This window comes from Paenibacillus sp. FSL E2-0177, assembly GCF_037992975.1.
Taxonomy (GTDB): Bacteria; Bacillota; Bacilli; order Paenibacillales; family Paenibacillaceae; genus Paenibacillus_AQ; species Paenibacillus_AQ odorifer.
The window spans coordinates 6,879,449-6,897,648 of record NZ_CP150307.1; the positions used below are offsets into that span (position 1 = coordinate 6,879,449).

General features: G+C 45.6%; 18 protein-coding genes. 2 read left to right on the forward strand and 16 right to left on the reverse strand.

Annotated elements, in window-relative coordinates:
• From MHI25_RS30615 to MHI25_RS30625, 3 genes are all read right to left on the reverse strand, one after another.
• On the reverse strand, positions 1-255 hold the full coding sequence (locus tag MHI25_RS30615; RefSeq protein ID WP_340394781.1) for a hypothetical protein: 255 nt from the start codon (positions 253-255) through the stop codon (positions 1-3).
• A gap of 282 nt (positions 256-537) precedes the next feature.
• Positions 538-1,017: a 23S rRNA (pseudouridine(1915)-N(3))-methyltransferase RlmH gene (gene rlmH / locus MHI25_RS30620; protein WP_036677839.1), complete on the reverse strand. Its 480-nt coding sequence runs from the start codon at positions 1,015-1,017 to the stop codon at positions 538-540.
• Between the two features lie 253 nt (positions 1,018-1,270).
• The gene (locus MHI25_RS30625) at positions 1,271-1,621 is read right to left on the reverse strand and encodes a helix-turn-helix transcriptional regulator (protein ID WP_076181727.1); all 351 of its coding nucleotides are present in this window, start codon (positions 1,619-1,621) and stop codon (positions 1,271-1,273) included.
• A 142-nt stretch (positions 1,622-1,763) separates the two neighbouring features.
• On the opposite strand from MHI25_RS30625, the gene MHI25_RS30630 reads away from it, so the two are divergent.
• On the forward strand, positions 1,764-3,176 hold the full coding sequence (locus MHI25_RS30630; protein WP_038573941.1) for an MFS transporter: 1,413 nt from the start codon (positions 1,764-1,766) through the stop codon (positions 3,174-3,176).
• A 98-nt stretch (positions 3,177-3,274) separates the two neighbouring features.
• Here the strand turns inward: MHI25_RS30630 and MHI25_RS30635 are convergent, their stop codons facing one another.
• From MHI25_RS30635 to MHI25_RS30670, 8 genes are all read right to left on the reverse strand, one after another.
• On the reverse strand, positions 3,275-3,442 hold the full coding sequence (locus MHI25_RS30635; protein ID WP_063829780.1) for a CxxH/CxxC protein: 168 nt from the start codon (positions 3,440-3,442) through the stop codon (positions 3,275-3,277).
• A gap of 231 nt (positions 3,443-3,673) precedes the next feature.
• Complete coding sequence (gene cydC, locus MHI25_RS30640) at positions 3,674-5,425, reverse strand: thiol reductant ABC exporter subunit CydC (protein ID WP_340394782.1); 1,752 nt, start codon at positions 5,423-5,425, stop codon at positions 3,674-3,676.
• Positions 5,422-7,188 carry a thiol reductant ABC exporter subunit CydD gene (gene cydD / locus MHI25_RS30645; protein ID WP_076303501.1) on the reverse strand — a complete coding sequence of 589 codons (1,767 nt, stop codon included), beginning with the start codon at positions 7,186-7,188 and terminating at the stop codon, positions 5,422-5,424. Before cydD ends, cydC begins: the two co-directional genes overlap by 4 nt.
• Positions 7,188-8,204 (reverse strand): cytochrome d ubiquinol oxidase subunit II, encoded by a 1,017-nt coding sequence (gene cydB, locus MHI25_RS30650; protein WP_076124301.1) that lies wholly within the window; start codon positions 8,202-8,204, stop codon positions 7,188-7,190. Before cydB ends, cydD begins: the two co-directional genes overlap by 1 nt.
• Positions 8,191-9,594 carry a cytochrome ubiquinol oxidase subunit I gene (locus MHI25_RS30655; RefSeq protein WP_339170612.1) on the reverse strand — a complete coding sequence of 468 codons (1,404 nt, stop codon included), beginning with the start codon at positions 9,592-9,594 and terminating at the stop codon, positions 8,191-8,193. The genes cydB and MHI25_RS30655 overlap by 14 nt, the downstream gene beginning before the upstream one ends.
• A 222-nt stretch (positions 9,595-9,816) precedes the next feature.
• A complete protein-coding gene (locus MHI25_RS30660; RefSeq protein WP_036677829.1) occupies positions 9,817-10,044 on the reverse strand; it encodes a cold-shock protein in 228 nt (75 codons plus the stop codon).
• A 92-nt stretch (positions 10,045-10,136) separates the two neighbouring features.
• Complete coding sequence (locus MHI25_RS30665; protein WP_019914582.1) at positions 10,137-10,337, reverse strand: cold-shock protein; 201 nt, start codon at positions 10,335-10,337, stop codon at positions 10,137-10,139.
• Between the two features lie 419 nt (positions 10,338-10,756).
• Positions 10,757-12,004, reverse strand: a complete 1,248-nt coding sequence (locus MHI25_RS30670) for a trypsin-like peptidase domain-containing protein (RefSeq protein ID WP_076124305.1) — start codon at positions 12,002-12,004, stop codon at positions 10,757-10,759.
• A gap of 388 nt (positions 12,005-12,392) precedes the next feature.
• On the opposite strand from MHI25_RS30670, the gene MHI25_RS30675 reads away from it, so the two are divergent.
• Positions 12,393-12,599, forward strand: a complete 207-nt coding sequence (locus MHI25_RS30675) for a hypothetical protein (protein ID WP_036677826.1) — start codon at positions 12,393-12,395, stop codon at positions 12,597-12,599.
• On the opposite strand, the gene MHI25_RS30680 is transcribed toward MHI25_RS30675, so the two are convergent.
• From MHI25_RS30680 to yycF, 5 genes are read right to left on the reverse strand one after another with little or no spacing between them, the layout of a single operon-like run.
• Entirely contained in the window at positions 12,568-13,374 is an 807-nt protein-coding gene (locus MHI25_RS30680) for an MBL fold metallo-hydrolase (protein WP_036677825.1), read from the reverse strand. The genes MHI25_RS30675 and MHI25_RS30680 overlap by 32 nt on opposite strands.
• 14 nt (positions 13,375-13,388) lie before the next feature.
• On the reverse strand, positions 13,389-14,129 hold the full coding sequence (yycI, locus tag MHI25_RS30685) for a two-component system regulatory protein YycI (protein ID WP_036677823.1): 741 nt from the start codon (positions 14,127-14,129) through the stop codon (positions 13,389-13,391).
• 38 nt (positions 14,130-14,167) lie between these two features.
• Complete coding sequence (gene yycH, locus MHI25_RS30690; protein ID WP_076124306.1) at positions 14,168-15,460, reverse strand: two-component system activity regulator YycH; 1,293 nt, start codon at positions 15,458-15,460, stop codon at positions 14,168-14,170.
• A complete protein-coding gene (gene walK / locus MHI25_RS30695; RefSeq protein ID WP_036677817.1) occupies positions 15,457-17,286 on the reverse strand; it encodes a cell wall metabolism sensor histidine kinase WalK in 1,830 nt (609 codons plus the stop codon). The genes yycH and walK overlap by 4 nt, the downstream gene beginning before the upstream one ends.
• Positions 17,286-18,017: a response regulator YycF gene (gene yycF, locus MHI25_RS30700; protein ID WP_076124308.1), complete on the reverse strand. Its 732-nt coding sequence runs from the start codon at positions 18,015-18,017 to the stop codon at positions 17,286-17,288. The genes walK and yycF overlap by 1 nt, the downstream gene beginning before the upstream one ends.
• Positions 18,018-18,200: the final 183 nt, after the last annotated feature.

The following is an 18,200-nucleotide window of genomic DNA, read 5'->3' on the forward strand; positions in this document are numbered from 1 at the left end:
TTAAATTAATAAGATTATTAGAAAATCAAATTTCAGACTATTACCATTAATCATAAAATAAGAACTATACTTAAGCTGCAGCAAAACGCACAAGCCAATGGCTTGTGCGCTTGTTTTAAATGACCTCATTTGCTCTGAGGGACGTATCTCATAATAATTCTTAAGTACATTTTTCGCCACGCGTATCTTCTCATCATTAGCGTCACGAAGCATACCTACAATATCCTGAATATCGCTCTCAGCTGAGGTAACCATAAACTCGTCACTCCTCATGTATAGAGAATTATTTGGCTCCGGGAGCCAAAATTGAGCAGGAATTATGGGTGCCTATCATTGCCAAGTAGCAAACATTTAATTTTACATAAGTATGAGCGAGCATCTGGCGCATTGATTAGCAGCCTTAAAAGAGCCTCCACTAAAATCGAAGTGGAGGCTCTTTTTACATTTTTGTTATTTCAATTGTATTGGCTTTCAACCGTTATGCCGTGCAGTTCAAGTCATTTAAACTAATATTGAGTTCTGTTCTCCGCTTTACCACTATTTGTGATAAGGTTCCCCCCGATTGATCTTCACCGCGCGATACACCTGCTCCACCAGCACCAGGCGCATGAGCTGATGAGGCAGCGTCATGCGCCCGAAGCTCATGCGCTGCTGCGCGCGTCGCATGACCTCGTCGGAGAGCCCGTGGCTCCCTCCGATGACGAACACGACATGGCTCGTCCCGTAGGTGCCGAGCCGGTCAATTTCTGCGGCAAGCTCTTCCGAGCTCCACAGCTTGCCGTCGATCGCGAGCGCAATGACATGCGCCTCGCTCTTAATCTGCGCGAGGATGCGTTCGCCCTCGCGTCCCTTCACCTGCACGACCTCTGCTTCGCTTAGAGAATCGGGTGCTTTTTCATCTGCCACCTCAATGACCTGAAACTTCAGGTATGGTGTCAGCCGTTTTGCATACTCCGCGATGCCATCGATCAAGTACTTTTCCTTCAACTTTCCTACGCCAATAATTTGAATAAGCATAAGTGCCTCCTGTCATAATCCTCTATAGAAATAGCAAAAGGACGCGCACTGGGCGTCCCTTGTAGTTTTAGTAAGTACCTTCTGTTCTATCACATATTTGGTGGAAAAGAAACGACAATTAAAACGGCCTACCTTGCGCAGTCCCTAAATGTCCTATTTTTCATGCAATCCCTGGATCTGATCCCACGTATTCCTAGATTGCCTGAATCTAGAATTTCATGTATTCCCCGTCCTCAGCAGGTTCAATCTACTTCTACTTACTCTCCCCCTGCTCCTCCATCACAAAATCCGGTTTCTCCCCAGCTTCATAAGCACTCAATATAGAGTCCAGCAAGCCTGGGAAACGTGCATTAAGATCCTCAGTCCGCAGGGACAACATGCGCTGTGTTCCTTGAACTCGTGTAAAAACAACCCCTGACTCGCGCAAAGTACGGGCATGGTGAGACATGGTGGATTTTGCGATCGGGACGTTGAAGCAGTTGCAAGCCTGTTCTCCATTTAAGTGAATATCCGATACGATATGTAAGCGAATCGGATCGCTGAGTGCATACAATACGGAGGCAAGCTGAATGTCCTTGCGGTCCGGATGAAATAGTATTTTCACGGATGATTATCCCCTTTTGTCGTACGATGAATGCGAAAAAAATATTGGTGTTCCTAATTGCATTTTATATCAACGCATGCTATATTTCAATTGTTCGTAAGTAATCGAACTATTAAACAATAATAAAAGGAGTGCTTCGCACATGACTTCTGTAAATAACCTCTCCGCGAATGCGGATCATGAAGCCTCCGTTCCGGAAGCGCCTCTTCCACGAGAAGGCCTGCTGACCCTGCTGTTCAGTGTCGCTGTGGTTCTCGTCATCATGAATACGGCTATGTTCAATCTGGCGCTGCCTGATGTGACCGAAGCCTTTGGGATTACGGCTGCGTCCGCTTCTTGGATTGTCACCGGGTATTCCATTATGTTCTCGATTGCCTCAATCACGTACAGCCGGCTTTCTGATTTTCTGCCGATTCGCCGTCTGTTGGTTATAGGCTTGTTGACGCTGGGCCTCGCGGCTGTTGCCGGCTTTTTCAGCACCAACTTTATCTTCCTGCTTATCGTTCGCATTCTCCAGGCCTCGGGCGCGGGCGCGGTAATGTCCTTATCTCTTGTCCTGTTTACCCGCTATATCCCGCAAGCCCGCCGCGGCAAAGCAATGGCGACAATTATGTCAGCCGTCTCGCTGGGTCTAGGGCTTGGGCCGGTCGCGGGCGGAGCCATCGTCGAATATCTCGGTTGGATTTGGTTATTCTCTGTAACGGCAGCTATTCTGCTTCTAGTGCCGCTGTTCCTTATTCTGCTGCCCAAAGAAGTACCCACCCGTGGCTCCTTTGATGTGCTTGGCGGGCTGTTCTTGGGCGTCGGCACGACCGGGCTGCTGCTGTTCCTGACCAGCGGGCTGTGGATTGCCTTGATCGCCGGAATTGTCGCAATTGCTTTATTTGTTGGCCGTATCCGCAGCACACCTGATCCATTCGTGATGCCGGAGCTTTTCCGTAACCGCTCATATCTCGTGTTGGCTCTGATCGGAGTTGCCTCCTACCTGTGCAGCTTTGCCACGTTATTCCTGCTGCCGCAGATTTTGACTCACCGTTTCGGCTTCAGCGCAAGCCATGCCGGGCTTGTGATCTTTCCGGGTTCGCTGCTCGCCATCTTTGTCTCCCGCTCCGTGGGACGAATCATTGACCGTTATGGCAATGCGGGGATTTTACGTTTTGCACCATTGCTCGTATTGACCGCTACCATCCTATTCGCTTTCTTTGCTGGGCGGTCATGGATTGCCGTCATGTTCATCTATATGATTATGAGTCTGGCCTTCACGACACTGTCCAGTAGTGTATCCAATGAAATCTCTCGGATTCTGCCTTCTTCGCAAATCGGCTCTGGAATGGGCCTGTTCCAGCTGCTGCAATTCTTTAGCGGCGCCTTCAGCGTAGCTATGGCCGCAAGCGCTCTGGAATGGCAGCGCGGACTGCCGCTTTCTGCAGCCTACTCCAATATCTACTGGGGACTCTCTATTGCAGCATTGATCGCCATCATCTCAGCTATTCTCTATCGCCGAGGCAACCGAAGTAGCTCGCTGACCGACATAGTAGATGCAGCAGATGCATAAGACCTAATCGGCTAACACATATATTATTTCATGCAAAAAAACACCCTGCGGCCCATTTCCGGGACTGCAAGGTGTTTTTAATAAATTTTAACAGTCCTTTAGACCACTAAATATTCCGCATTCTTCTCACATTCCGCACATTTGGCCGGCGGGTCCCAGTCCGAGAACTCGGTCTCCTTCAAGTCCACAATATCAGGTGCATCCTCATACTCGTCCACAAATTTGTCGATGGCTAACTCTACATGTTCTTTACATACTACATACATTCAACCAAGCATCCCTTTCTGTGCCGCTGCGGCCTAATACTCCTTCTATTGTTCTACCATACTTCCCACGAAAATGGAACTCCTATCTATCCATTCCAGCAATCTGTTCATCCATTGTCTATATTCTTGCCCTACCGAAAAAAAAGATTCCTCCCACCCCAAACGGGCAAAAGGAATCTTTTCACTAATATCTCTCTAATTTCTATAAATGTTATCTGCAAACTCTCCATCCTACCCTAGAAACTCCACTGGACGATCCAGCTCATACAATCTGCGGTAACGTGGTTCTTTTTCCATCAGCTCTGCATGGGTTCCACGCATTTCTACCGAGCCATTTTCCATAAAAATCACTTCATCCATCTGCTCCGCACCAACCAAATGATGCGTTACCCAGATTAGAGATTTACCGTCCATAGCTTCAAACATCGTCTGCAAAAGATCACGCTCCGTGCTTGGGTCCAACCCTACGGTCGGTTCGTCAAGAATGACGACAGGTGTATTTTGCAGCAAAATACGAGCTAACGCTATCCGCTGACGCTCTCCACCGGAGAAACGTTGCCCCGCTTCACGGACAAAGGTACTGTATCCATCTGGTAACGAGGAGATCAGCGTATCCATTTTGGCTAATGCGCCAGCTTCTTTAATCGCTTGTTCGGAAGCCTTCGGATCACCCATACGAATATTGTTCGCTACCGTAGTATCAAATAAGTGTGGGCTTTGATTTAGCACCGCTATAATAGAAGGAATATTATCGCCATAGGCAGCAGCCGCGATTCCATTAATCATAGCCGAACCTGCAGAAGGTTGGATAACCCCTTGAATAGCCTTTAACAACGTCGATTTCCCTGCCCCGCTACGGCCAATGATGGCAATTTTTTTACCTTGTGGGATGTCGAGGCTGAGATCACGAACCGACCAATTATCCTCTGATCCATAGCGGTAATCCACATTTTCGAGCTTGATATGAGCACTTTTTATGACCTGAGGTAGAACATCGACTACAGATGCCTGTTCGGAAACTATATTCTGCTCTTCTCCGACCACTCCAGACAACCGCTCCAGCGAGTTACGGTACTGCGGGATTTTCTCCACTGCTTCGGATACTGGCAAAAAAGCATCTGCTACAGGAAAAACAACCAAGACAAACGCCGCAATCAAAGTACCTGCAATAGCACCATCCGCATACTCTCCGGCGGCCCAATATAACATCGAAAGTACACCAACCCCAACGACTGCTTGCCCGATGAACGCACGTAGACGCGCCCAGCTGCGCAGCGCTGCATCAGTTTTGGCCACTTTTTTCTCATCTGCTTCGTAGGTCTCCACGAACTGGCTTTGCCGTCCACTAATGACCCAATCGCCCATACCAAGAACGGCGTCCGTCAGCTTTTGATAGAGGCGATTACGCTCTACCTTCACTTCACGTTGACGTTTCTGGGTGAACAACAAAGATATAAGCGGTAATACCACGACCAACACCAAAATATACAAAGCCATTAATAACGCAAAACCGATATCAAAGGTGCCCAACGCAATCACTGCAACCCCGTAGATCAATAAAGCAATAACACTTGGAAATACGGTTCTCAGATATACATTTTGCAAATATTCGATGTCATCAGCTAACATCCCGAGAATATCCCCAGTACGGAAACGCGACGACAGGAACAAGGCCTGTGGCTCCAAAATATTGTACAGGCGCACACGCATTTTAGAAAGAATCCGTAAAATGGTGTCATGCCCAATCAGCCGTTCCACGTAGTGAATGACTGCCCGGCTTGTTCCGAACGTACGTACACCAACAATCGGCACGTAGATCATCAGGATATTTTCGACCGGTGTAGACGCTTTTGAGATCAGAAATCCTGAAGTATACATCAATGAAGAGGCAGTAAAAATCGTCAACGCCCCAAGCACAATAATTAGCACAAAACGCCAAAAATACGACGATACATAGGGAGCAAACCATCCTTCACGTTTCAATGGATTCCCTCCAATTGCGACCCAATCAACTCATAATACGCACCCTTGCGGGCAAGTAACTCCTGATGGGTACCGATTTCTGCCACTTGGCCTTGCTTCATTACTACAATAATGTCCATATCGAGCATCCAGTGCAGGCGATGGGTAGCCAGAAAGACCAGCTTTCCTTCAAAAAGGGGCACCATCGTCTCCTTTAGCTCATATTCCGTTTCAATATCCAGATGCGCCGTTGGCTCGTCTAGAAGCATAATCGGACGGCTGCTAAGCAGTGCCCGGGCTAATGCCACCCGTTGCTCCTGGCCACCGCTGAACGAACGGCCGCCGCCACCAATCATCTCATCTAAGCCATGCGGAAGAGTATCCACCAAACCCGATAAACCCGTAGCTTTCACTGCCGCGGCAACAGCCTCCATAGAAGCCTCAGGGTAATAAAAACGTATATTATCAGCTAACGTACCGCTAAAAATATACGGACGCTGCGGGATATACGAGGTCTGTTTTCGCCAAGCCTCATCCGTTAATGCACTAACCGTAGTACCGTTAACCGTGATACTTCCTGAAGTAGGGTGTAAGAAGCCCCCTAATATATCCACTAAAGTAGATTTACCGGCCCCGCTCTCTCCGATAATCCCAATTTTGCTAGCTCCTTTAAATTGCAGGTTCAGCGCTTCCAGCGAAGAAAGCCCTGCTTCCTCATACTTCACGCTAACGTCATTTAATGTGAGCACGCTATTCTCATGCCAAGTGAATATTTGTTCCGATGTTTTTGCTGCAGAACCGACAGATAGATCACCGTTAGGGACGATTACTTCAGCCTTCACCTCATCTTGATCTATAATGCTCTTCATTGCTTCAGCGGCTTCTTTCCCATCCAAAGTAGCATGGAAATCTGAACCTACCAATCTGACAGGCAGGAAATATTCCGGAGCCAAGATTAGAATCGTTAAGCCCGTAACCAATGTCATTTGTTCATTTACAAGCCGCAAACCAAGACTTACCGCTACAGAAGCTACTGACAGCATAGTGAAGAAATCCAGGGCGAACGATGACAAAAAGGCCACTCGCAGCGTACGCATGGTCGCCGAGCGATAACGATCGCTGACAGCAGCAATGCTGTCGCTATGACTACGGCTGCGTCCTAGGAATTTTAATGTTTCTAGCCCACGTAATGAGTCTACGAAATGATTAGATAATGTGCGATACGATTTCAATTGCCGATCCATTTGCTTACGGGCCGTCATCCCAATCAAAATCATAAAAACAATAATAATCGGCATAGTTACCGTAAGAATAATCCCGCTCGTAGTGTCCATCGTAAAGACGTAAATAAGCACCAAGATCGGTGTAACAGACATCCCTACCATTCTAGGAATGATCGCTTCCAGATACGTGCGGAATTTAGTTACCCCTTCCAGCACCAGTGTAACAAGATCCCCGGTTCCACGCCCGCCCACCATTCTAGGGCCAAGCTGGAAGAGCTTGTCCATCATTTCCCTCCGCATAGTGCTGCCCGTTGCTTCCGCGAAGCGGTAAGAGACACGGCTCATCAGCATAGCACAAGCATGGCGCACAAGAAATGCAAGAAGGAACAATAGCGCAGTGCCCCATTGTTCCTTCAGAGGTTCTCCCGCAAATAGCGCAGAGATGACTTCTGCCAGCGATTTAGCCAGCAGAAGTATGGACAAGCTTTGCACCAGGGTAAGGAAGCCTACAATCAGAAAGACTGGCTTAACTCCTTTATACCCAAGCAAGTTTTTATCCATTAGTATTCAAGATGCTCCTTCTCGTGAACCCGTTTATGAAAGACAAAGTAACTCCAAATTTGATATCCCAATACGAACGGAAGGATAGTCAGTGCCACAATCGTCATTACCTTCAAAGAGTAATGGCCCGAAGCCGCATTAGTGATCGTCAAATTAAAAGCTTGATCAATTGAACTAATCATAACACGCGGGAACAATCCTACAAAGATAGAAGTTACCGAAAGCGCCATTACTGCTCCTGTCATTCCAAAAGCGTAGCCATCCTTCTTCTTCGTCATGAAGTAACCGGACAGTACAAAGGCGATAACTCCCAGGGCTACAATAATCATAAGAATCGTTCCACGTTGCTCGAAAATATCCGTCATATTATAAGTCATAATCACAAAAGCAGTAAATAAAGCTGCGAGTGGGATTAGCAATTTTTGAGCCAACTTGCGAGCGCGAGCCTGTAGATCACCCACTGTACGTAGCGTTGTGAACATAAGACCATGCACCAGGCACAGAAGGACAACAGTAAGCCCTGCTACTACAGTGTACACATTCACGATATCTGTGAACCCTGCATACATTTGCATCTCCCCATCAATAGGCAACCCTTTGATAAAGCTTGCAAACACTACAGCCAAGAGGAATGGTGGAAGGAAGCTGCCGATAAAAATACAGGCATCCCAAGTTCTTTTCCAAGCCAATGAATCACGTTTACCTCTGAATTCAAAAGCGACACCACGCGCTATCAGAGCTAATAAGGCAAATACAAAAGGAATATAGAATCCACTAAACAGCGTTGCATACCACTCGGGGAAAGCCGCAAACATTGCACCCGCAGCTGTGATAAGCCATACCTCATTCCCATCCCAGAAGGGTCCGATCGAGTTAATCAGAACACGGCGCTCTGTATCATTTTTAGCGAGAATTTGTGTTTCCATCCCTACGCCGAAATCGAAACCCTCCAGGAAGAAGAACCCTATAAACAGAACTGCAATCAGCACAAACCACAATTCATTAAGAGATATCATGGGAACCCTCCTCGTTATATGGATCATTCGAATCGCCGTGATCGTTATCCATTGCATAAGGACCTTTTTTAATCACTTTAATAAACAATCCGACCAACACTAATCCTAGAATTAAATAAATCGTTGTAAAAGAAATCACGGAGAACAGAACTTGACCACTTGTAATATTAGGCGACACACTGTCTTCCGTTGTCATCAGTCCGAATACCGTCCATGGCTGACGCCCGAATTCGGTCATAACCCAACCGGCTGTATTCGCAATCGGAGGAAGCAACAAGCCCCATAACATAAACCGCATAAACCAAGTGTTCGGACGGTCCATTTTTTTGCGCCACATTAAGTACATAGCGTACATTCCCAATACAATCATTAACGTTCCTGCTAGAACCATGATCCGGAAACTCCAGAATGTCGTACGTACAGGTGGAATATAGTCACCGGGGCCATAGGTTTGCTCATACTCCGCTTGCAGCTCAAGCATACCTTTAACTTCACCGGAAAATTTACTGTATGAAAGGAAACTCAGCATATAAGGAATTTGAAATTCTCCACTACTAATTTGATTCTTTGGATCAATGTTTGCCCATACGGTCCAAGGTGCCGGGTCACCACTCTTACCCCACAGTCCTTCGGAAGCTGCCATTTTCATTGGTTGAGTTTCAACCAAATATTGCGCTTGGGCGTGACCAGCAACAGCTACACCAATAGAAGAAATAATCCCTACGATGGCTGCAATCTGAAAAGACTTCTTAAAGAAAGAAACCTCTTGTTTCTTCAATATTTTATAAGCACTAATACCTGTTACAAGAAAAGCACCTGTTGCATAAGCAGCCAGTACGGTGTGTGGGAATTCAACCAGCAATTGTCCGTTCGTAATAAGCGCGAAGAAATCGTTCATTTCTGCACGTCCATTATTTATCGCAAAACCCACAGGATGCTGCATAAAAGAGTTAGCCGCTAGAATCCAGAATGCAGATAACATCGTACCGAATGCTACCAGCCAGATGGACAGTAAATGTACTCGCTTGGACACTTTATCCCAACCGAATATCCATATCCCAATAAAAGTAGACTCCAGAAAAAAGGCTGCCAATGCCTCAACTGCAAGTGGAGCCCCGAATACATCACCAACAAAACGTGAATAATCGGACCAGTTCATCCCGAACTGAAATTCCTGCAATATCCCTGTAACTACCCCTACTGCAAAATTGATGAGGAATAGCTTTCCCCAGAACTGCGCCATTTTTTTGTACTCTTCATTACCTTTTCTAACGTACATTGTCTCCATGATTGCAATCAAGAGCGCTAGTCCGATTGATACCGGTACAAAGAAATAGTGGAATATTGTCGTCGACGCAAATTGTATACGCGACAGCATTACTGTATCCATATTTGTCCCTTCCTTCTCCCCTTTTCGTTAATTATATTCTGTCAAAAATTTAAACTTCTTTTTGTGATAAATGTCACATAAAGATAGTCATTTAACGGTGAAATTCAAATGATTTGTGACAAAGATCACAATTTAGCATAAAGAAAGCAAAAAAAATAAGACGGTTTACCCGTCTTGAGTGGTTCGTCGTTCTATTAAATGCTTGACTCATTTAGGTATTGGTTAGATGGAAATACCCTTCTTCAGCGATTTGAGATCGCCATTCGAATTAAGCAATTGGGGTAGCATCTTCGTGCTGCGAACCATTGGAGAGTCACATAGACGGCAAGAAGGCGCATGTTCAAATGCGAAATTATCCCTCATCCATCCGTTGCATCCCTCATTGGTACATGCCCAAATTGCGGTATTTTCTTCCGGTATTTCTTCCAAAGGTTTCTTCCGGTAGTTCATTGCCGTTCCTCCCATCCTGTAAGTCAATAGTGAGTAACTAGATATAAAAAGACCGTCCCAACTTTCACAAGCTGGGACGGTTTCTTCTATTATTACAGTTTTACAACGTTTTCGGCTTGTGGTCCACGGTTGCCTTGAACAACGTTGAATTCAACGCGTTGGCCTTCGTCCAAAGTTTTGAAGCCGTCGCCAGTGATTGCGCTGAAGTGAACGAATACGTCGCTTCCGCCTTCAACTTCGATAAATCCGAATCCTTTTTCTGCGTTGAACCATTTAACTGTACCTGTTTGCATGTGTGTTACCTCCACAAATTTAAATTAATATGTTCTTTTTATCTTCAAACAAAGAAAAAATTCACACATTGAAAAAGGTTGTATTACCAAATATGACAGCCCTTTTCAATGCGAGAATTAGGGACTAAATGTATGATTGATATCATATTACCACACCTGATTAGCAAAGGCAAGCAAGCATCCGAATATATCCGGTTTTGCCCTAATAAGTATTACCTTCCAATGTAAGGGCTGCCACTTAGTGTTTATTCCCTAAATAGATCCTTTTTCTGGCATAATTATCATGGTTTTAGAAAAATAGCTTTTCCAAAAACGTTACTTTCATCCGTTTTTTCAAGAAGGTACCCCCTCGGAATCGAAGGGGTAGTCCGCTCTACTTGTCGTAACTGCTATATCATTATATACCGACTTCCAGCATATTATTCCTGTGGTTTTTCAAGAAGTTTAACTGTTGCCTGTTTGGCCTCGCCGTTTCGATAATAAGTAATTTTCAGATCATCACCGATCTTCGTATGATTATATAAGTACTTGCGAAGAGAAAGGGTAGATATGATTGATTGATCATTAAATTTGGTAATGACATCATTGAATTGCAGTCCAGCTTCCTTCGCAGGGCCAACGGCTTCTAGAACAACTACTCCATCCTTAACACTGTTCGGCAGGTTCAATTCATTGCGTTGATCTTCTGCTAGTGGAACGTACGGATTGTTCAAATCAACTGAATATACACCCAAGTACGAACGGGCAATATGTCCTTTTTCAGCCAGCTCATTAGCGATATCTATCACATGATTCGCAGGAATTGCAAAACCCAGACCCTCTACACCCGTATCTGAAATCTTCATTGTGTTAATTCCAATGACCTTGCCATCCAGATCCACTAATGCGCCGCCACTGTTTCCTTCATTAATCGCCGCATCGGTCTGTATCACTTCTTGTTCCCAGTCATATACTCCATCCTGATTAAGGGATACGGGGACCATCCGTTCAGTATAGCTAACAATCCCCGAGGTCAATGTATCACCAAGTCCTAGCGGATTACCGATAGCAATGACCGTTTCACCTAGACGAAGCTTAGAGGAATCACCGAGCTGCGCGATGGTATCGATTCCTTTGGCATCAATAGAGAGTACCGCAATGTCGCTTACTTTATCCGTTCCAACGAGTGTTGCCTTACGAGTCTCTCCGTTCACTGTAACTACTTCGAGATTACCGGAGTCTTCAATGACATGATTATTGGTAATGATAAATGCTTTATTCCCTGTCTTTTTATAGATCACTCCTGAGCCTAGTGCAGACTCATCCAGAATGTTTAATTCTTCATTATCTTCTTTATGATTGATAATACTTACTACTGCAGGGCGAACCGTGGCAGCAGCTTGAATAATCCGGTCAAATGGATCACTACTGCTTGGGGCAACATTTCCAGTTGCTACAACCGGCTTCTGAGCAGTCTCATGACTCATCTGGCCTGTAAACATACTGAATAACAAAACTGCCACCACAGCGCTGACTAAGGAGCAAACGGCGGATATTTGCCAAGTAGATAAACCCTTACGCGATCTGCGTACAGAATGTCTACGATTAGCAAACGATCCCTTTGATGCTTCATCCCCTCTGGACCGCGAAACTTTAGTTGAATAGAAATCGTCATCAAACAATCCCACCGAAAATCTCCCCCTTCTATTGCCAAGCGTTCACTGTTGGTAAGACCTGAACCTATAGCAACCACGTCCGAACCAAACCTCTGTAACCATTAGACTCCAAATATCACTAAAAAGTTTCACTTTATCCATTAACCCCACAAGAGTTTCGATCAATCGTTAGATTATGATAATCTTTTAATATATCTTCTCTATTAGGAATATTTTGCAACTTAAAAGACTACAATAAAATAGAAGTGTCCCTAAAATTTTAGCTTTGCTCATCACGCTTTTAATTGTATCACAGGCAACCTGCAATTCGGGATTTTCCTCAGCTAAAACACCTGCGAATTTTTTACAGTTTTCAGTTCTAATTACACTATATATTCACACTATTAAAGGAGGATTAATTATGAGTTCTTTTTCAACAAGTATGGATTTAGTCGAGTTTATCGGTAAGCTTGGTGACTTAAAGGATGAACACTACCACATGACCCTTGCCTTTAGCGCAATGATCGAATTGATGATTGAAAAAGGCCTAATCTCCCGCCAAGAATTAGATCGCAAGACCGCTGAACTTGATCAGCTTATGACTGGCTCAGCTTATCCCATGGCGTAGGTTGATCATAATACGTATCACACAGTCTGAACTCACTATCTTTGAAAAAACAGCCCCGATCCTCCATTGCGCCGCGTACCGACATTTTTGCCAAATCCATCATATTGTGATCCCGGCTTAAATGCGCCAAATAGGTCCGTTTGGTCCGCCCTGTAAGAATTTCGCTAAGCGCAGCTCCAGCTGCCTCATTGGAAAGGTGACCCATGTCGCCTAGGATGCGCCGTTTCGTATTCCACGGATAACGTCCCATTCTCAGCAATTCGATATCATGATTTGCCTCCAGCACCAATACATCTGCATCTGAAATTGCATCTCTTACCTTATCACTAACATAGCCCAGGTCTGTAGCTACACATAACTTCTCTTTTCCATCATAAAAATTGTAACCCACTGGCTCCGCCGCATCATGAGAAATCGCAAAGGATTCTACTCGCATACTGCCGAAATCCTTGTGCTGGCCAGACTCCATGATCATACGGTTATACTCCGGTATTTTACCAATTCCCTTCTCGATAGCTCCCCAGGTATTGGTGTTCGCATAAATCGGAAGATCGTATTTACGGGCCATGGCCCCGAGTCCCTTGATATGATCGGAATGTTCGTGTGTAACTAGAATCCCGTCTATATCATTACCCGTTAGTTCACGCATGGCCAACAGCTCATCGATCCGCTTGGCACTAAAACCTGCGTCAATCATAAGTGTTGTCTCCCCGTTTCGTACCACCGTTACATTGCCGGTAGACCCACTGGACAGTACTGTAAATGAAATCCCCATTTTCCTTACTCCTTCTACTCTGTTGTCTTAGGACTGATGATGTCCGCACTAATAGCATCCACATAATAGGCATTGCCGTTCTCCAGCATAAACCGCCACATCGGCGAAGCTACCTGACTTTCCGAGTTGAACAGCTCACCGTAATACCCCAGCTCAATCTCCTTCACTACGGAATCTGCCGGGAAATACTTCTCTATCAAACTACTAAGTGCTTGCGATGCTGGAAGCACCTTCTGTTCTTTATCGCTGCTGCTTGTCCCTATTTCAATCTTCGGCCAGCGGTAAGCTACGATTTTTTGATCACTGTTAATCAACTCTAGCCTAACACGGAACAACGACCACTGATTTTGAACCAGCGGATGAAGAACAAACTTTCCAACCTCACTTTCCTGTGAATCAAAGCGATAATTGGAAATGTCAGGAATCTTATCCTCAAGTGCCTTGCTAAGCTCTGAGAAGGAAGAATAGATCAGCTTGCTGTCTATAGGTACATCTAATTTAATTGGTGGTTCAGTCTGCTCTTCAGCAGAATAACGATAAGTAATGTTAGGAAGCTGCGGGGTAGAGGCCGGAATGGGACACAATACACGAATCCCTTTCTGCTCCATTACGGCTTGGGTCTCAGCAGACAGGGAAGTAAAATCAAGATTAGCACTAACCTGATCGCGCAAATCGACCCACAGCTGGTAACATAGCAGCAGATTCAGACCTAAAAAGGCGCAAATCAGTACATTTTTAGCTCTTCCCCAATCCATACCCGAACCTCCTAAATGTTATATGAACCACTTGCCCATTAATTCAAAGTAAGCACGCTGCCATCACTAAGTGTAACTTTCCAGACAGGTATCAGCTCCAGATGATCTTCCTTCACCTCAGGCACATAAGCAGGCGTTAAATCCTTCACTGCCGAAGTTTTACTGACCAGAGACAACCTATACTCCAGATCCGCACCTCCAGATAGCTCCACTACCTTTTTTACGGCCTTACTTTCATCTATATAGATTAGAGAACGTTCATAAGAGGATACTGTTCCCTGCTGCAGTTCCAGATTTATTACACCATACTGTAATGATGAATGGCTCATTATCGGATAGGAGCCGTACGGATAGGAGCCATAATATTGTTGAAAAGAGACCTTTCTCTCCTGTCTCCCTTCCTCTGTAGCCTCCAAACGGTAAGTCCCATTCCATCCGCCATGCTGGTTCACAAATTCTACAGCTTCCAAAGCATCCTTGGCAGGGGTACTTTCTCCAGCTGGAAGAGCCGCAGGGTCGCTATAGCTCATCCAGTTCTTACCCTGGTCCACCTGAAGGCTTCGTTTGCTGTCCGTATAAATCTCCGAGCCGTTTTTCTCCCGGATATATCTAGTACTTCCAACATCGAAGAAAAGATTACTCTGCATTTGCTCTATGGTGTACATCCCGGAAGGCATGTCTACCTGAACCAGAGAAATCTTACTGTCTGGCACATAATAATCCCCGCTTACGGTCTTGTAAGGCGTCCAATTCTTACCGAAATCAACATGCTGCTGCACATCCTGAACCGTTAAATCCGCTTTTGCCGCTTCGTATATGATGTCGCCTCTCGTACTGAAGAAAATAGCATGGGCCTTGGAATCGTTCTTAATGTTATAGATCCAAATGCGATCGATGCTTTCTCCTTCAAAAAGGGAATCTGGCGATAACTGCATCACCCGCTGCAATAACGTTACCGGAATGCCCGCTCCGAACGAAAGCTCAATCCCAGGATTCTCATTGCGGATCTTATCCCAATCATAATCCTGTACCGAGTGCCGCTGAAAGCTTTCGAAGCCACGACCTTTTAAGCGATTCATGATCAAGCTATAGAACGTAGAGTCCGGATAAAAAAGCGTATGCTTGCCTTCCCCCATATGGATGATCATTTTGTCAGGGTATAACAGGTTCTCTACCTTCTCTTCCGGACCCATATTATCTGTCTTCACATACAGGTTCTCAGAAAGCACCGCAGAATCAGCACCAGGCAAGCGGTAGATCAAATAATAGCTTTCAACCAGGCTTCCGAGCACGAGCAAGGCTAGAATGCATGATTTGATTCGTTCCTTCACGCCTCACTCCCCCTTTGCTCGTTCAAAGGCAGGGTAAAGGTTACCTTTGAACCTTCATTTAGCTCGGATTGCAGGGAAATGGAGCCTCCATGTGCCTTCACAATTTCCCGGGCAATGGAAAGGCCAAGTCCAGTGCCTCCCATGTTCCGCGAACGTGCCTTATCCACGCGATAAAATCGTTCGAAGATCCGCTCGATATCTTTTTTCGGAATCCCTATCCCCGAATCACGTACAGAAATGGAGAGCATTCCATCCTCATTCTTCAACGCTTCCAATTCAATTGTACCGCCTTCTGGCGTATATTTTAGCGCATTGGAGACCAAATTCCCCAAGACCTGGTCGATTTGATCACGATCAAGCCACGCCGTAGTAACATCTTTGCGGACCCTTGTACTGATATCGATACGCTTTTGCCGAATTTGAAAAGAAAAACGATCCGCAACATCCTCCAGCATCTCGGTAATATCTGTCTGCTGAATTCGAAGGAGAGCTTCCTTGGAATCCAGACGGGAAAGATGCAGCAAATCCGTAACCAGACGAATCATCCGTTCCGTTTCGTTGCGAATCACCCCAACAAACCGAACCGCCAGCTGCGGATCTTCAAGTGCTCCATCATCCAGTGCTTCAACATAGCTTTTAATAGTGGTAAGTGGTGTTCTTAGCTCATGCGAAACGTTCGCCACGAACTCCCGGCGTGATTCCTCCAGATTCTCCTGTTCGGTGACATCCTGCAACACAGCAATTGTGCCGGCAATGCCACCCTCACGACGATGAATCGGAGTAAACGTCACTCTTACGATATTAGAATCTTCTCCACCCATATGGGTCAGATGAAGCATTGCAGATTGGGCATTGCCTTTAGCCAGGGATCCGCTTTGTTCGTAATCTAAGCCCAACAGTTTATCTAGAGGAGCACCTTCCGGCAACGGACCTTCATTTCCGAGCATCAATGCTGCCCGCCGATTCATCAGAATCACTACTCCGTTCTCATCTGTAGCCACAACACCATCACTCATGTTCGTCAGAATAGAGGTAAGCTTCTCCTTCTCTTCTTCATTCTGCGAGAGTGCCTCACGCAATCTACCGGTCATATAATTGAACGCCTGACTGAGTTGTCCAATTTCATCATTGCCCAATACGGGCATTTTACGATTGAATCGGCCTTCAGCGACCGCCGTAGCATGCCTCGTCATTTCCTTAATAGGCTGCGTGATAGTGTGCGCCAGAATGACGCATAAAACAACCGTTAACGCTAGAGCTAACAGCAAACCTGAGATAAATACACTATTGATCCGGCCCATCGTGGCGTATAGATCCTTCATGTCAGCAGCAATATAGATTGCGCCCACTACCTTGTCCCCCGAGAGCACAGGCTTAGCCACAACCTTTTTCCGCACATTATCATCCGCAATAATATATTCCTCGTTATCACTGATGCCCTGCAAGGCCCGATTCACAACTGTCTGGGTGTTACGCTGCCCGACATAGTCATTCTGCGAGGGAACGGAAGTGGTGATGATTTTGCCGCTGGCATCCAGTACCTGAATTTCAGCCCCGTTAATGTACAGATTATTGACCATCCCGCGCAGACTTTCCACAGCCGTTTCCTCATCAGCCGTTCCAGCCTCACTACCAAATTTATCAGCAGTCAGGATAGACAACATCTCAGCACGTGCTTTAAGGTCCTTGGTGAAATTATCTGTTAACGAGTTCTTCATCGAGCTCACAAAATAAACCCCGATCAACTGCATAGCTATCAGAATCAGCAACACGTAAATAATAATAAGTTTTGCCTGAATTGTCCGGATAAAGGACCGCCACTTCATCACAGTCCTCCATTTTTAGGGCTATGCATCAAATAGCCAAGTCCACGCCGAGTATAAATATATTCGGGCTTGCTGGGGTTCTCCTCAATTTTCTCTCTTAGACGACGGATCGTCACATCAACGGTCCGCACATCACCGAAATACTCAAATCCCCACACTGCCTGCAGCAAATGCTCCCGAGTCATCACCTTACCGGCATGTTTGATCATATAGTAGAGCAGCTCATATTCACGATGGGTCAAGTCAAGCGGCTCCCCGCCCTTATAGACCATATACATATCTGTATCTATAAACAGATCAAAATGATAAATGCCCTGCTTATTCTCTGCTGGTTCACTCGCCATCCCCTGTGGTGACGGTTTATGCTGTCTCCGCATCTGGGCTTTAACTCGGGCCAGCAATTCACGTGTACTAAAAGGTTTGGTCACATAGTCATCAGCACCAAGCTCCAGGCCAAGTACCTTATCAATCTCTCCGTCCTTGGCTGTAAGCATAATGATAGGAATGTCCAAGTGCGCAGAACGCACCTCGCGGCAGACGTCCATGCCATCTTTGCCGGGCAGCATAAGATCAAGCAGCATAAGATCGGGCCTTTTGGACAATGCCAGCTCCACTGCACTGTTGCCATCAAAAGCACAAATAACCTCGTAGCCTTCTTTTTCTAAATTAAATTTCAATATATCAGCAATAGGCTGTTCATCATCTACTACCAGAATCGTTCCCATCTGCATGTCCCAGCTTCACCTTCCTATCCTTACTTAATGATCATTCCTTTATTTTAACATACCTGTCTAACCGTCACATCCTACGAAATAAGCAATCCCCCTGCCCAGCAAAAAGAACCGGCTTTGCCGTCACTCGTAGATTAAAAAAAATAAAAACCGCCCGATTAAAATCGAGCAGTTAAAGGATTA

Excerpts from the sequence above, each read along its gene's own strand:
- MHI25_RS30615 (WP_340394781.1), bottom strand. The coding sequence starts at position 255 with ATGGTTACCTCAGCTGAGAGCGATATTCAGGATATTGTAGGTATGCTT.
- rlmH (WP_036677839.1), bottom strand. The coding sequence starts at position 1,017 with ATGCTTATTCAAATTATTGGCGTAGGAAAGTTGAAGGAAAAGTACTTG.
- MHI25_RS30630 (WP_038573941.1), top strand. The coding sequence starts at position 1,764 with ATGACTTCTGTAAATAACCTCTCCGCGAATGCGGATCATGAAGCCTCC.
- MHI25_RS30635 (WP_063829780.1), bottom strand. The coding sequence starts at position 3,442 with ATGTATGTAGTATGTAAAGAACATGTAGAGTTAGCCATCGACAAATTT.
- cydD (WP_076303501.1), bottom strand. The coding sequence starts at position 7,188 with ATGGATAAAAACTTGCTTGGGTATAAAGGAGTTAAGCCAGTCTTTCTG.
- cydB (WP_076124301.1), bottom strand. The coding sequence starts at position 8,204 with ATGATATCTCTTAATGAATTGTGGTTTGTGCTGATTGCAGTTCTGTTT.
- MHI25_RS30655 (WP_339170612.1), bottom strand. The coding sequence starts at position 9,594 with ATGGATACAGTAATGCTGTCGCGTATACAATTTGCGTCGACGACAATA.
- MHI25_RS30660 (WP_036677829.1), bottom strand. The coding sequence starts at position 10,044 with ATGAACTACCGGAAGAAACCTTTGGAAGAAATACCGGAAGAAAATACC.
- MHI25_RS30665 (WP_019914582.1), bottom strand. The coding sequence starts at position 10,337 with ATGCAAACAGGTACAGTTAAATGGTTCAACGCAGAAAAAGGATTCGGA.
- MHI25_RS30675 (WP_036677826.1), top strand. The coding sequence starts at position 12,393 with ATGAGTTCTTTTTCAACAAGTATGGATTTAGTCGAGTTTATCGGTAAG.
- MHI25_RS30680 (WP_036677825.1), bottom strand. The coding sequence starts at position 13,374 with ATGGGGATTTCATTTACAGTACTGTCCAGTGGGTCTACCGGCAATGTA.
- yycI (WP_036677823.1), bottom strand. The coding sequence starts at position 14,129 with ATGGATTGGGGAAGAGCTAAAAATGTACTGATTTGCGCCTTTTTAGGT.
- walK (WP_036677817.1), bottom strand. The coding sequence starts at position 17,286 with ATGAAGTGGCGGTCCTTTATCCGGACAATTCAGGCAAAACTTATTATT.
- yycF (WP_076124308.1), bottom strand. The coding sequence starts at position 18,017 with ATGCAGATGGGAACGATTCTGGTAGTAGATGATGAACAGCCTATTGCT.